The organism is Massilia sp. Root133, assembly GCF_001426525.1.
GTDB lineage: Bacteria > Pseudomonadota > Gammaproteobacteria > Burkholderiales > Burkholderiaceae_D > Telluria > Telluria orientalis.
The window spans coordinates 17,110-31,171 of record NZ_LMEW01000008.1 but is presented as its reverse complement, the minus strand read 5'-3'; the positions used below and the strand labels follow the sequence as shown (position 1 = coordinate 31,171).

Below are 14,062 nucleotides of genomic sequence, written 5' to 3'. Positions count from 1 at the left end.
AATGAAACGGCAAGCTTGCGGCGATAATACCGAGCCATGACGACCACCATTTCATCGAGGACGACGGCGAACGCCAACCAGGGCCTGGCCGACCTGTATGGCGCCGCCGTGAAGTCGCTGAGCGCCCGCAACACGGGCCTGCAGGGCATCGACGCGCAAATCAAACGCGACGACGCGCGCCTGTCCACGCTGGGGCGCCTGGCCAACGTGCTGGACGACGTCAGGTCCGTCGCCGGCACCCTCGCCGCGAGCGGCCTGAAACTCGCGACGCAGGTCGACGGCAAGGTCCTCGACGCGCGCATCACCGCTTCCGGCGCGGCCGCCGGCACGCACAAGATCGACGTGAAGCAGCTGGCCCAGGCCCAGCAACTGGTCACGATCCGGGTGCCGACGGCCACGACGACGATCGGCAGCGGCGCGCCGACCGTCGTCAGGATCGAAGCGGGCGGCAGCACGCAGACCATCCGCATCGGCGCGCCCGACAACACGCCGGACGGCATCGCCGCCGCGTTCAAGGCGGCCGGCATCGATGCGAAGCTCGTCTCCGACGACAAGGGCGTCGCGCTGAGCCTCACCAGCCAGCCCGGCGCCGGGAATGCCATGCGCATCGGCGTGTCCGGCGACCCGGCCCTGCAGGCGCTGCTGTCTTACCAGCCGGGCACGCGCAGCGCGGTGACGCAGGCGAGTGCCGCGCAGGATGCGGTCGTCAACGTCGACGGCAAGACCGTCACCAGCGGCAGCAACAAGCTCACGGGCGCCATCGCCGGCGTCACGCTCGACCTCAAGGCCAAGGGTGCCGGCACCGTGACGCTGGCCGGCGACAACACGGCCATCGCGAAGAACGTCAAGGCGTTCGCCGACGCCGTCAACGCGCTGCCCGGCCGCCTGGCCGCGCTGAAGACGGGAGACCCCGCCTCCGACCGCACGCTCGCCCAGATCCAGGACCAGGTCACGCGCCTCGTCGGCGGCGTCGATCCGGCCGCGTTGGCGGCCATCGGCGTGAGCGCGAAGAACGGCAAGCTGGCGGTCGACGCGGCGAAGCTGGACGCCGCCATCGCCGCCGACCCGGACCGGGTGGCCAAGCTGTTCGCGAACGGCGGCTCGGGCCTCGCCGACAAGGTGGGCGCCGGCATCGCGCAGCAGCTGGCGACGGGCGGCACGCTGGCCGGCCAAGCCGCGGCCGTGGCGAAGGACCGCGACACGCTCGCCGACAAGAAGACGCAAATGACGCAGGCGGTCAACGCGCAGGCCAGCAGCCTGGTGCAGCAGTACGCGAATGCCGGCAGCAATTCGCTGTTCGGCCTGATGAACGGCGGCCGCCCGATGTCCGCGTTCGACTTTCTCGCCTGACGTCCAGGCGACCGCAGTTCAAGCGACAGTACGCAGGGCGAACTCCGCGAGCCAGTGCTCGAACTGCGCCGCCGTCATCGGCCGGCCGATACCGTAGCCCTGCGCGATGTCGCAGCCGTGCTCGCGCAGCCAGCGCAGTTCCGCCGGCGTTTCCACGCCTTCCGCGACGACCGTCAATCCCAGTGCGTGGCTCAGCATGATGGTCGATTCGACGATGGCCGCGTTGCGCGGCGACTCCGTGATCGCGGTGATGAAGCTGCGGTCGAGCTTCAGTTCGTCCACGGGCAGGCTTTTCAGGTAGGCCAGCGACGCCTGGCCCACGCCGTAGTCGTCGATCGACAGCTTGATCCCGAGGCCCGCCAGTTCGTCGAGGTGCGCCTGCGCCAGCGCCGGATCGTCCATCAGCGCGCTTTCCGTGATCTCCAGGCACAGGCGACGCGCCGGCACCGCATGCGCCTCCAGCAGGTCGCGCACGCGCCGGCCCAGGTGCGGATCGAGCAGGTCCAGCGTCGACAGGTTCGCCGACACGGCGATGTCCAGCCCCGCCGCATGCCACGCGGCGGCCTGGCGCACCGCGGATTCCAGCACCCACGGCGTGATCTCGCGGATGAAACCCGTCTGCTCGGCGAACGGGATGAAGCGTGCCGGCGCGATGCTGCCGCGCTCCGGATGCTGCCAGCGCAGCAGCGCTTCCACAGCCACGATGCGCCCGCTTCCCAGCGCCAGTTTGGGTTGATAAGCGAGCGTGAATTCGCCGGCCGCCAGCGCACGGCGCATGTCGCCGATCAGGGACAGCTGCTCGTGCGCGGGCTCGCCGCCGGTCTCCTGCGCGAACGCGATACCGGCATGGCGCCGCTTGGCGGTGGCCAGCGCCAGCTCGGCACGGCGCAGCAGCGTGGCCGCATCGAGGCCGTCGTCCGGAAACAGCGCGATGCCGACGCTGGCCCCGATGTCGAGGCGCTGGCCGTCCAGCGTGACCGGGTCGCGCAGCGCAGCCAGCACGGTGTCGGCGAAGCGGCGCGCGGCCTGGGGGCCGGCGCTCTCCAGCAGGAACGCGAACTGGTCGCCCCACAGGCGCGCCAGCATGCCGCCCTCCGGCACCAGCGGCTGCAACTGGCCCGCGACGGCGCGCAGCAGGCGGTCGCCGACGACGTGGCCCAGCGCATTGTTGATGAGGGCGAAGCGGTCGACGTTCACGACCAGTACGGCGCCGCCCGCGCCCGGCGAGAGGCGGCCGAACGCTTCCAGGAAGCGCGTGCGGTTGGGCAGGTCCGTCAAGGCGTCGACATAGGCCAGCCGGGCGATGCGCTCCTCGCGGCTCGCGATCTCCGTGCGCATCTGCTCGAAACTGCCGGCCAGCTGGCCGATCTCGTCGCGCGGCGCGGGTGGGAGCGGCTGCGCGTAATCGCCCTGCGCGATGCGGCGCGCGGCGGCGGACAATTCATGCAGGGGCCGGACGATGCGCCCGGCCAGCATCACGCTGCCCGCCGCGAACACCGCGACGGCCGCGACGATCACGCCCAGCAGCCGTCCCTGCAACTGTTCGAACGGCGCCTGCACCTGCGCGACGGGCAGCCGCAGCACGGCCTGCAGGCCGCCGTCCAGCGGCACCTCCACGGACGCATCCTGCGTGCCGACGGATGCGCCGGAGGACGCGAGCACGCCGGGCGCCCCGGTCCGCACGATCTGCACGCCGAGGCCCGTGATGCCGGCCATGTCGGCCGCCCAGCGGTCGTCCACGTGGAAGCCCATCGCCACCCAGGCGATGCGCGTGGGCGCCTGGATCGGCACGAGTACGACTTGATAAAGTTGGCCACTGAGCTGGCCGTTGCGCATCTGGCGCAATCCCGCGCTCCGTCCGGACACCTCGGCGGCGGCGATAAGGTCGGGGAACGGGAACGGATCGCCCGCCGCGCTGGCGCGCTGCGTGGTGGCGATCAGCCTGCCGTCGGTGCCCGCGACCATCATCACCTGCGCGTGGATGCGCTGGCCGTGGTTGCGGATCACGGAGCGCACGGTGGGCTGGTCCTGCGTGGCGATCGCCTCGCGGAACGCGAAGTCGGCGGACAGCACGGCCGCTGCCGTCTCGAGCTGGCGCTGGTTCTGTTCGAGCAGGCGCTGGAACACCTTGGCGCCGACGGCCAGTTCGCGCCGCGTCTCGCGCTCCACGATGCGCTTGCTGCTGTGGTGGACGAGCGCCAGCACGAGCCCCATGACCAGCACGAGCAGGCCCACGAAGACAATGGCGATCCGATGCCGCAGCGATCTCGATGACATGTCAGTAACGGTCCGGGTCGTCCTCGGCGTGCGGCTTCGGTTGACGGGCGCGCGCGTCCAGCACGAGCGTCATGCGCACCGGCGCCTCCTCGATCTCGATGTCTTGCGGCGCCACGGCCGCATTCTGCAGTGGATGCCACGGCCGCACGCGATAATGGCCCGCCGGGACATTCGTGACGGCCGCACGGCCGTCCGCGCCCGTGCGGGCGAAGTATGGCGTGTCGACGACCAGCACGTGCGCCTCCATCCAGTCGTGGATATTGCAGCCGATGTCGACCTGGCCCGGCTTGTCGAACACGACGGGCTGGCCCGGCTTGCCGGCATACAGCTTGATCTCGAAGCGCTTCGGCTCGGAGAACGAATACACGTGGTGGCGGATCGTATCGTTGTTGGGGAAGTCGACGCTGGTGCCGGTCTGCACGACGGTCATCCACGGGATGAATTCGCGGCCCCGCTGCTCGATTGCTACCCCTTTCGCGGCAGGGGCGCGTGCACGTGGGCGCGCCGGCGTGCCATCGAGGGGCTCGACGAGCACGGCGGCGTCGGCCAGCGGCGTGCCGGCCGGCGTCTGCACGAGCACCTCGACGGTCGCGGCGCGCGCGCTACCCGCCGCCAGGGCCGCTGCGAACGACAGCGGCAGCAGCACGCGTCTCACGGTTCGATCTGCAGCGCGGGCGCGATCTGCCATACCTCGGTGGTCAAATCGCCGTCGCGGTAGGTCAGCGCATGCCAGACTTTCACGGGAACGGTGCCGCCGTAGTCGGCCTTCGCCTGCAACGACGTGCCGCGCGGATTGCCGAGCGCCGTCAGCTTGCCGAACGACGCGGGACGGGGCTTGCCGGCATTCGCCGCGATGAACTTCTGCCAGACGGCGCGGATCGCGGCCTTGCCGCGGTAGCGGCCGTCGAGCGGTCCGCCGACCCACTCCATATAGGCGTCATCGGCATAGTCGCGCATCAGCGCTTCCAGGTCGCCGGCGGCGACGGCATCGAGGTGGGCCTTCGCCTTCGCCTCGTCCAGCGGTCCGGCCACGGCCTGGCCGCCGCACACGGGCAGCAATGCGCATGCCAGCAGCAGGGATGCAACCTTCGTCTTGCGGATCATGGTGTCTCCTCCACGTGTATTTATTGCCGGAGCAAAAGTTTCCTGTCCGAAAATCATAATTACATGGAAACCCAGCCGTGGCAACACGGAAGAAGAACGGTGTGGCGGATCAGCTTTCGACGGTGCCCAGCTTGCCGAGGCAGCGGCGCTGGAAGTTGTCCAGACCGTCGGTGACGAAATCGTCGTCGTCGTCGATCACATGGCCGTCGATCAGCATGCGCAGCTTGGCGATGCGGTCGCCCAGCGCGAGCGCCTGCGCCAGGTTCTCCTCGCCCGGATCGCCCGCGTGCGCGATCGCGTCGGCGACCTCCTGCGGGAAGTCCCAGTGCTTCGCGATGGCGGCCGACAGCAGGCGGCCTTCGGCCAGCAACTGCGCCCCGAATTCGCTGGAACCGGGCACCTTGTTCTCTTCGCACAGGCGGTCGGCCAGGCGGAAGCCGACGACGAGCCCCAGGTTCTGCATCAGGCCGGACAGATAGGCTTCGAACGGCCCGGCCGTCAGGCCCGGCGCCATCAGGCTCGCGGCCAGCGCGCATTTCTCGGACTGGGCCCAGACGTGCGGCGCCGCCAGGCGCGTGAAACCCGTCGTCTGCAGCTTGATGATCGGGCGGAAGGCGATACGCGCCAGCAGCATGCGCAAGCCGTTCTGGCCCAGCATCATGAGCGCCGCTTCGACCGTCTTCACGGGCGACATCGGCCGGTAATACGCGCTGTTCGCCTCGCGGATCACCTCGGCCACGAGGACGACGTCCTGCGCGACCTGGCGCGCCAGCTCGGCGTTCGACGCTTCGTCCTGGAGGCTGCGCAGCAGTTGCGGGATCACTTCCGGCACGCGCGGCACCAGCTCGGCCGCACTGGCCGGATCGCGCGCGAGCGCGCGCACCTGGTCGAGGATCGCCGCCTGGACGGCGTCCGACGCCTCGTAGCCGGAGGACGCCGTCAGCCAGCGGTAATACGTGGCCTCGATTTCGGCGGGAATGCCGCCCGGGTGTTCGTCCGCCTCCGCCGCGGGAGCGGGTTTCGTGTCGGCGGTATTGTCGGCACCGCCACGGAGGCGGCTGATCCAGTTTTTCATAGGCGTTGGGACTGCGCTGCGATGATGGCTTCATTGTAGCCTGACGGGTGTCATCCAGGCGTTGCGGGCACGATGATTTTTCCGCAGCCGCCCACTCCGGGAATGCCCTCCCATGTGAAAAAAACAAATATTGACTGTCGCAATCGATCTCGCATGAACAACTCGTGCGTCGTCATCGGGTGCACTTGTGTTAATTTTCACACCGACAGAGGGCTGCGGAGTTTATTCGATGAAAATAATTCTCGGCATAATCGGAGTCGGTAGCGCGTTCCTGGCATGCCACGCGCACGCTCAGGCAACAGCGGCGGACCGTATTCCCGATACGATGGAAGCGCGGGTGCAGGCTTGTACCGGATGCCATGGCGCCCAGGGCCGCGGCGTGGAAAACGTCTATTTCCCGCGCCTCGCGGGCAAGCCGGCCGGCTATCTCTACAACCAGTTGGTGGCATTCCGCGACGGCCGGCGCAAGTACGTGCCGATGAATTACCTGCTGGCCTACCTGCCCGACGACTACCTGATGCGCATGGCCGAGCACTTCGCGTCGCTCAATCCGCCGCCCCTCGTGCAACCGGCGGTGCAGCGGTCGCCGGAGCAGGTGCGCGCCGGCCAGCGCATCGTCACGCAGGGCATCCCCGCCAAGAAGATCCCCGCCTGCGCCACGTGCCACGGCGCGGAACTGGGCGGCCGCGAACCCGGCATCCCCGGCCTGCTGGGCCTGCGTGCGGACTACGTCAGCGCGCAGCTGGGCGCGTGGCGTTTCGGCGTGCGCACGGCGCTGGCGCCGGACTGCATGCAGCTCATCGCCTCCAGCCTCTCCGAGCCGGAAGTCGCCGCCGTGTCGGCGTATCTCGCCTCGCTGCCCGTCACCGCGGCCCGTCCGCTGCGCCAGCCCGGCATGAAGCTGCCGCTCGCGTGCGGCAGCCAGCCGCAGAAAGGAGGCCAGCCATGAACGCCGTGATCCGCAGGATCGCGCTCGCCGCCGTCCCCTTGGCGCTGCTCGCGGCGGCCGCGTGGGCGCAGACCAATGCGGCGAAAGCACCCGCGCAACAGTCGATCGTGGAACGGGGCCGCTACCTCGCGCAGGCAGGCGACTGCATCGCGTGCCACACGGTCCCGGGTGCGAAGATCTTTTCCGGCAACCGGGCGATGCCAACGCCGTTCGGCACCCTGTACGCCCCGAACATCACGCCCGACCGCGAAACGGGCATCGGCAGCTGGAGCGCGGACGACTTCTACAACATGATGCACACGGGCCGCTCGCCGAAAGGCTATCTGCTGTATCCGGCGATGCCGTTCGCGTCGTACACCAAGGTCACGCGCGCCGACAGCGACGCCATCTTCGCCTACCTGCGCTCGGTGCCGCCGGTACGCCTGGCGTCACGCGAGCACGACCTGCGCTTCCCGTACAACAACCGCTCGCTGCTGATCGGCTGGCGCACCCTGTACTTCAAGGAAGGAGAGTACCAGCCGGACCGCAGCAAGTCGGTCGAATGGAACCGCGGCGCCTACCTCGTGCAGGGCCTCGGCCACTGCGCGATGTGCCACACGCCGATCAACGCGCTGGGCGGCTCGTCGCAGGAAAAGGCATTCCAGGGCGGCCTGATCCCGATGCAGAACTGGTACGCCCCGTCGCTGACGTCGAACCGCGAGGCGGGCCTGGGCGACTGGGCGCTGCAGGACATCGTCGACCTGCTGCAGAAAGGCGTGTCGAACCGCGGCACCGTGTACGGGCCGATGGCCGAGGTCACGTTCAACAGCCTGCAGTACATGACGGACGACGACGTGCGCGCGATGGCCGTCTACCTGAAGAGTCTTCCGGCCGACCAGGGCCCCGCGTCCGATCCGGCCGGCGCGCCCGCGCGCGCCGACGTGGGCCAGGCCTTCACGGAAGGCCGCCGCATCTACGCCGCGCGCTGCGCGTCGTGCCACGGTGCGGAAGGCCGCGGCAAGCTGCCCCACTACCCGCCGCTGGCGCGCAACCAGTCGATCGGCATGAGCTCCGCCGTGAATCCGATCCGCATGGTGCTCAACGGCGGCTACCCGCCCGGCACGAAGCGCAATCCGATGCCGTACGGGATGCCGCCGTTCGCGCAGGACCTGAACGACAACGAGATCGCATCGGTGGTGACGTTCATCCGCACCGCGTGGGGCAACCGGGGCGCGCCCGTGACGGCACGCGAAGTCAACCAGCTGCGCTCGGCCACGGTCGAGTAAAAGGGAGAGCCATGTTTCTGGAACCGACAGACCAAGACCTGGACGGCGGGGAGCAGCAGCGCCGCGTCGACGCCATCGTCGCGCGCGGCTCCGGCGGCGCATTCGCCCTGGCCGGTATCGCGGTGGCGATCGTGATGGCGATCTGGCTCGCCTTCTACTTCCTCGTGTTCGTCGCACGCGGAGGCGATTGACATGGCAGGTACCGCACACGACATCGCCGCGAAAGCGGAAGCGCGCTGGGCGTGGATCGTCGGCGGCATCATCGCCTTCCTCGTCGCGATGATGGCGTACATGAGCCTCCACTGGGCCGCGATGCCGCCCGTGCGCACGGAAACCATCGACCCGACCACGCTGCACATTGCCGGCGAATTCGTCGAGACGAACCTGGGCAGCGCCGCGGAGCCGGACGGCTCCGTCACGGTGCGCGTGCTCGCGAACCAGTACTCGTTCACGCCGCAATGCCTCGTCGTCCCCGCCAACACATGGCTGCACTTCCGCGGCACGGCGGCCGACGTCGTGCACGGCTTCTCGGTCAGTCACAGCAACGTGAACCTGATGCTGATCCCGGGGTACATCTCGAACTTCCAGACGCGGTTCGAAACGCCCGGCGAGCACGTGATGCCGTGCCACGAATTCTGCGGCAACGGCCACGCCGCGATGTGGGCCCATGTGCAGGTCATCCCGCGCGAAGAATTCATGCGCAGGGCGAACTCCCAGCCAGGAAGGAGGTTGAGCTGTGTTCAGTAACGATTCCCGCCGCCTCGTGCTGGCCCACTTCTGGGTCGCCTTCGCCGCCTTCTTCGTCGCCCTGCTGCTGGGCGAATGGCAGATGGTGATCCGCAGCCCGCTGATCGACTGGATCGGCAACCCGGAGCTGTACTACCGCTCCGTCACCGCGCACGGCTCCGCGATGGGCTATGTGTTCCCCACGCTGGTGGCGATGGGCTTCGGCTACGCCATCGTCGAACTCGCGCTGAAGCAGCCGCTCGCGGGCAAGCGCTGGGCCTGGATCGGTTTTACCCTCGTCGTCCTCGGCACGATCGTCGCGATGATCCCCGTCTCGCTGGGCAAGGCCTCGGTGCTGTACACGTTCTACCCGCCGCTGATCGCGCACTGGGCCTACTACATCGGCATCGTGCTGGTCGTCGTCGGCTCGTGGATCTGGGTCGCGCTCATGTCGATCAATCTGCGCGTGTGGAAGAAGGCGCATCCCGGCGCAGCCGTGCCGCTGCCGATGTTCGCCAATCTCGCAGGGGCGTATTTGTGGGCATGGACGTCGGTCGGTGCCGCCGTCGAGATCCTGTTCCTGATCCTGCCCGTGGCCCTCGGCTTCAAGTCGACGATCGACGCCGGCCTGTCGCGCGTGTTCTTCTCGTGGACCCTGCACGCGATCGTCTACTTCTGGCTGATGCCGGCCTACATCGCCTTCTACACGCTGGTGCCGCGCGCCATCGGCGGGCGCCTGTACAGCGACGTGATGGGCCGCATCTCGTTCGTGCTGTTCCTCGTGTTCTCGATGCCGATCGGTATCCACCACCTGTTCCAGGACCCGCAGGTCGGCGCGGGCGTGAAGTTCCTGCACGCCGTGTTCACCGCGATGGTCTCGGTCCCCACCTTGCTGACCGTCTTCACGATCACCGCGTCGGTCGAGATCGCGGGACGCTTGCGCGGCGGCACGGGCGCCCTCGGCTGGGTGAAGGCCCTGCCCTGGCATAACCCGATGATGCTCGCCGTTGCGTTCTCCTTCATCCTGCTGGGCTTCGGCGGCGCGGGTGGCCTCATCAACATGAGCTACCAGCTCGACTTCGCCATCCACAACACGCAGTGGATCACCGGCCACTTCCACCTGATCTTCGCGGGCGCCATCGTCATCATGTACTTCGCCGTCGCGTACGACCTGTGGCCGCACCTGACGGGCCGCACACTCGTCCAGGGCGGCATGATGAAGGCGCAGCTGTGGCTGTGGTTCGTCGGCATGATCATCCTGACGTTCCCGTGGCACGTCGTCGGCGTGATGGGCATGCCGCGCCGCATGGCCTATTTCGACTACACCAACCCGGAGATCGCGCCGCAGGCAATCACCGTGATCCTCAGCGCCATCGGCGGTTTGCTGCTCGTGATCTCGGGCGTGCTGTTTTTGCTCGTCCTGCTGCGCGGCCATCGCGGCAGCCTCGTCGAGCTGCCCGAGTTCCGCTTCAGCCAGCCTGTGCACGCCGTCGCGCGCGTGCCGGTCGCCCTGAACAGCTACGCGCTGTGGCTCGCGCTGATGATCGGCCTGTCGCTCGTCAACTACGGCTACCCGATCGCGCAGCTGATCGCGCTGAAGCAGACGTCCGTGCCCGCCGTCCCGATCGGAGGTACGCCATGAACGAGCCCCTGTTTTCGACGAAGAACCGCTGGTTCACGATCAGCGTCGCGGCCGTCGTGATCATCGCCGCCGCCGCCGCCGCCGTCGGCTTCGTGTGGCTCCCGCGCGCCCACGCGCGCGACGCGATGGCGTCGATCTGGGAATCGATCTGCAGCGCGGCCGGCGCGCCGGCGCCCTACCGCAGTCCGGACCAGCCGGACGAGAAGGCCGTCTACCCGACGAGCGTGATCGTGAGCAGCGAATTCACGGGTCCGATCGACAACGTGGCCGTCGGCCGCGGCGCCACGCTGGCCCTGCAATGCAGCATGTGCCACGGCGCGCGCGGCACGGCATCGGCCGGCACGAACGCGCCGCACCTGGCGGGCCAGCCCCCGTCGTCCACCTACAAGCAGCTGCGCGACTTCAAGTCCGGCCACCGCCCGAGCGCCGTCATGCAGCCGCTGGCGACGAATCTCTCCGACCAGGACATGCGCGACCTGGCCGCGTTCTACTCGCAGCAGCAGCGCGAGACCCTGGTGGCCCATGCGGGCATCCAGGTCGAGGTGCCGCGCATCGTCAGCAACGGCTCGCCGATGCGCAACGTGGGGGCATGCGCGACCTGCCACAGCCCGGGCGTGGCGCGCGTGGCGACGCCCATCATCGACGGGCTGCCGGCGGCGTACATCGTCGACCAGCTGAATGCTTTCAAATCGGGGCGGCGCGCCAACGACATCAACCAGCAGATGCGCAATGCTGTGCATGGGCTGACGGACCAGGAGATCGAGGTGGTGGCGAAGTATTACGCCAGCCGCTGATCAGAGCGACGCCGCCAGCGCCTCGGCATCCGCCCCGGCGGGAATGCGCATCGGCGCCGCGGGATCCGTCACGGCCTGCCAAACGCCCCGTGCGACGTCCTGCGCCTGCGTGACCGGTCCCGGCTCGCGCATGCGCTTGAACACGTCGTCCATCAGCGGCGCGTACTCCGCCGGAATCTCGCCCTGCATGAGCGGGCGGGCGTTCTCGCCGAAGCGCGTGTCCGGCGCGCGGCCCGGCAGCACGAGGCGCGTCCGGATACCCAGCGGTGCCAGTTCCAGCGCGAGCGATTCCGTGAACGCGTTCACGGCTGCCTTGCTGGCCCTGTAGACCGACAGTAGCGGCAGCGGCACGAGCGTGACGGTCGACGTGACGTTCACGATCACGCCCGCGCCCCGCGCGCGCATCGCCGGCAGCACGGCCTGCGTCATGGCGATCGTGCCGAGCGTGTTCGTCTCGAACACCGCACGGACCGTGTCCGTCGACACGGCTTCCAGCGGATTGATCAGGCCGATGCCCGCATTGTTGACGAGCGCATCGATCGGGCCCGCGGCGGCGATGGCCGCGCGGACGCTGTCCGCGTCCGTCACGTCCAGCGCGACGACGCGCAAGCGACTTGACGCCGGCAGCAGGTCGGTGCGCGGCGTGCGCATCGTGGCGACGACCTGCCAGTCGCGGTCGAGGAAATGGCGGGCGATTTCGAGGCCGAAGCCGGACGAGCAGCCGGTGATCATGACGGTTTTCATGTGAACTCCTGTGTGGGTTGGCGATACCGTTACGATAGCGGCCGACGCCCGGACGCGCTACAATCGTCAGTCCACATATCTTTTGCGATAGTCCGAAATGATCGATCCCCTGGCCGACGTGGTCGGCCTGCTGCGGCCGGGCGTGCGCTACACGAAGATCGTCGGTGCGGCGGGCCGCTGGGGCGTGCGGCGCACGGAAACGGGCGAACCGTCGTATTGCGTCGTACTCGACGGCGCCTGCCTGCTCACGGCCGCGGACATGGATCCCATCGCGCTCGAACCGGGCGACTTCGTGCTGATCCCTGCCACGTATGACTTCTCGATGTCCAGCCTGCGCCCGCCGCCCGCACGCGACTTCGACAAGCCGCCCGCACAGGTCGCGCCCGGCGAAGTCCGCCACGGCACGCGCGACGGCTCGCCGGACGTGCGCTTCCTCATCGGCCACTGCGAGTTCGCGGCGCCCGATGCGGCCCTGCTCGTGTCGCTGCTGCCGCGCGTCGTGCACGTGCGCGGCGAGGCACGCTTGGCCACACTCGTGCAGTTGGTGAACGACGAAGCGCGCGCTGGGCGTCCCGCACGCGACGTCGTGCTGGCGCGCCTGCTGGAAGTGCTGCTGATCGAAGCGTTGCGCGGTGCCGGCGGCACGGACGCGTCTCCGGGGCTCGTGCGCGGTCTCGCGGACCCGCGCCTGGCGCACGCGTTGCGCGCGCTGCACGCGGCGCCGGAACGCGCGTGGACGGTGGCTGACCTCGCGCGGGAAGCGGCCCTGTCGCGCTCCACGTTCTTCGAGCGTTTCAGCCGCACCGTGGGCGTGGCGCCGATGGCCTACCTGCTGACCTGGCGGATGGCGCTGGCGCAGGACCTGCTGCGCCGCGGCGCGGGCAGCATCGCCGAGGTGGCCGAGCGCGTGGGCTACAGTTCGGCGAGCACGTTCACCGTCGCGTTCGCGCGGCATGTGGGGGAGCCGCCGGGGCGGTATGCGCGGGCGGCATGATCGGATTCGAACCGACTTACCGCATGCCTACCGCTGCTTCATCGTGTTTCTTGTGCACGAGATCCCATTGCTGCTGCAAGGCAGACACCGCTGGATGCTGGGCGGGATGCGATGGATGCTTCAGCGGTTGTCCCGACAGCATACGATAAGTCGGATCGTCGACGTCGGGGCTGACCCATACCTCACCTGTATCGGGCTCGACGGCCAATAAGCCCAAGTCCCATAACGTATGGATGTCGGCACGCAGCAGTATGCCATTCTTGATCGTGTTGGTATCCGGGCCGAGATAGGGCGTAATATGCGCAGCTTCCAACAGGGGGACCACGGGACAGCCCGTGATCGCGCAGCGGCCGCCATACGCTTCAAGCAGCTTCTCTCTGAACTTGCGCTGTCCGCGTCGCTGGACGACGTCGCGCAGGACACGCGTGCGCGCGTCCTTGAGGCCGGTCGGATCGAACGGCTCGTCGGTGTCCGCTGCGAGTTCTTCAACTTGCTGTCGATACGGCCCGTAATCGTTCGGCTTTCCATGATATTGGGCCTGCAGGTATTTTTGGTAGTTGCTGAGGGCTGCAGCGTGCATGCCCTTCCCTGTCGCGTTCCGATTGATGAACTCGGTGGTTCGGCTTAGCCGCTCGATGAGGACAGTGAGTTCGTCCACATCCGAGATGTCGGAAATCGGTTTCGTCGTCAACTTGTGCCTGATCGCCCAGTTGGTCAAGCTTCCCTTGATGGCGTTGAGGTAGTTATTGGCCGACTTTTCGGATAAGCCACTTGCTCGCATCCATTCCACGAAATCCATATCGCCTCTTCAATAGATATTGAACAGGCAAGATAGCATTGATTTTGAACAGAGAGATCTGGACGGGGCGCCTTTTAGTGGGGCGTAACATGACACCCTTGTACAGCCGAGAATCCTTGCTATAATAGGCGGCTTCGCGAGCAACTGGCTCGCGAACCCATCAGGAGAGATGGATGAGTGGTTTAAGTCGCACGCCTGGAAAGCGTGTATAGGTTCATAGCCTATCGGGGGTTCGAATCCCCCTCTCTCCGCCAGAACACGAAAGATAGGCCACCTCGAGTGGCCTATTTTTTTGTGCCCACCGCCGTAATTGTTGCGCGACCACAAAGGTTAAGTTTTCGTT

Annotated in this window: 14 protein-coding genes and 1 tRNA gene; 9 read left to right on the top strand and 6 right to left on the bottom strand. The window is 67.9% G+C overall.

The genetic code is table 11. From position 1 onward, the window contains the following. Window positions 1-36 precede the first annotated feature (36 nt). Window positions 37-1,350: a flagellar filament capping protein FliD gene (gene fliD / locus ASD28_RS08340; protein ID WP_056126256.1), complete on the top strand. Its 1,314-nt coding sequence runs from the start codon at window positions 37-39 to the stop codon at window positions 1,348-1,350. A gap of 18 nt (window positions 1,351-1,368) precedes the next feature. Here the strand turns inward: fliD and ASD28_RS08335 are convergent, their stop codons facing one another. The 4 genes from ASD28_RS08335 to ASD28_RS08320 form a co-directional block, all read right to left on the bottom strand. After that, entirely contained in the window at window positions 1,369-3,627 is a 2,259-nt protein-coding gene (locus tag ASD28_RS08335; RefSeq protein WP_082577591.1) for a bifunctional diguanylate cyclase/phosphodiesterase, read from the bottom strand. A gap of 1 nt (window position 3,628) precedes the next feature. Next, the gene (locus tag ASD28_RS08330) at window positions 3,629-4,282 is read right to left on the bottom strand and encodes a methylamine utilization protein (protein ID WP_156403960.1); all 654 of its coding nucleotides are present in this window, start codon (window positions 4,280-4,282) and stop codon (window positions 3,629-3,631) included. After that, window positions 4,279-4,731 (bottom strand): nuclear transport factor 2 family protein, encoded by a 453-nt coding sequence (locus ASD28_RS08325; RefSeq protein ID WP_082577593.1) that lies wholly within the window; start codon window positions 4,729-4,731, stop codon window positions 4,279-4,281. The genes ASD28_RS08330 and ASD28_RS08325 overlap by 4 nt, the downstream gene beginning before the upstream one ends. Before the next feature lie 109 nt (window positions 4,732-4,840). Then, window positions 4,841-5,806 (bottom strand): HDOD domain-containing protein, encoded by a 966-nt coding sequence (locus ASD28_RS08320; RefSeq protein WP_056126252.1) that lies wholly within the window; start codon window positions 5,804-5,806, stop codon window positions 4,841-4,843. Window positions 5,807-6,035: 229 nt separating this feature from the next. On the opposite strand from ASD28_RS08320, the gene ASD28_RS08315 reads away from it, so the two are divergent. The 6 genes from ASD28_RS08315 to ASD28_RS08290 are packed head-to-tail and all read left to right on the top strand — an operon-like array spanning window position 6,036 to window position 11,182. Further along, entirely contained in the window at window positions 6,036-6,755 is a 720-nt protein-coding gene (locus ASD28_RS08315) for a c-type cytochrome (RefSeq protein WP_056126250.1), read from the top strand. After that, window positions 6,752-8,020, top strand: coding sequence for a cytochrome c (locus ASD28_RS08310; RefSeq protein WP_056126248.1), 1,269 nt, complete (start codon window positions 6,752-6,754; stop codon window positions 8,018-8,020). Before ASD28_RS08315 ends, ASD28_RS08310 begins: the two co-directional genes overlap by 4 nt. An 11-nt stretch (window positions 8,021-8,031) precedes the next feature. Beyond that, entirely contained in the window at window positions 8,032-8,211 is a 180-nt protein-coding gene (locus ASD28_RS08305; protein WP_056126246.1) for a hypothetical protein, read from the top strand. A gap of 1 nt (window position 8,212) precedes the next feature. Beyond that, window positions 8,213-8,767: a cytochrome C oxidase subunit II gene (locus tag ASD28_RS08300; RefSeq protein ID WP_156403961.1), complete on the top strand. Its 555-nt coding sequence runs from the start codon at window positions 8,213-8,215 to the stop codon at window positions 8,765-8,767. A gap of 16 nt (window positions 8,768-8,783) precedes the next feature. Next, window positions 8,784-10,388: a cbb3-type cytochrome c oxidase subunit I gene (locus tag ASD28_RS08295; protein ID WP_082577597.1), complete on the top strand. Its 1,605-nt coding sequence runs from the start codon at window positions 8,784-8,786 to the stop codon at window positions 10,386-10,388. After that, window positions 10,385-11,182 (top strand): cytochrome c, encoded by a 798-nt coding sequence (locus tag ASD28_RS08290; RefSeq protein WP_056126241.1) that lies wholly within the window; start codon window positions 10,385-10,387, stop codon window positions 11,180-11,182. The genes ASD28_RS08295 and ASD28_RS08290 overlap by 4 nt, the downstream gene beginning before the upstream one ends. Here ASD28_RS08290 and ASD28_RS08285 read toward each other — a convergent pair whose 3' ends face one another. Then, window positions 11,183-11,926: an SDR family oxidoreductase gene (locus tag ASD28_RS08285; RefSeq protein ID WP_056126239.1), complete on the bottom strand. Its 744-nt coding sequence runs from the start codon at window positions 11,924-11,926 to the stop codon at window positions 11,183-11,185. Window positions 11,927-12,023: 97 nt separating this feature from the next. On the opposite strand from ASD28_RS08285, the gene ASD28_RS08280 reads away from it, so the two are divergent. After that, window positions 12,024-12,920 carry an AraC family transcriptional regulator gene (locus ASD28_RS08280; protein WP_056126237.1) on the top strand — a complete coding sequence of 299 codons (897 nt, stop codon included), beginning with the start codon at window positions 12,024-12,026 and terminating at the stop codon, window positions 12,918-12,920. 16 nt (window positions 12,921-12,936) lie between these two features. On the opposite strand, the gene ASD28_RS08275 is transcribed toward ASD28_RS08280, so the two are convergent. After that, window positions 12,937-13,719, bottom strand: a complete 783-nt coding sequence (locus tag ASD28_RS08275) for an HNH endonuclease (RefSeq protein ID WP_056126235.1) — start codon at window positions 13,717-13,719, stop codon at window positions 12,937-12,939. A 163-nt stretch (window positions 13,720-13,882) separates the two neighbouring features. Here ASD28_RS08275 and ASD28_RS08270 point away from each other — a divergent pair. Then, a tRNA-Ser gene (locus ASD28_RS08270) sits at window positions 13,883-13,973 on the top strand. Window positions 13,974-14,062: the final 89 nt, after the last annotated feature.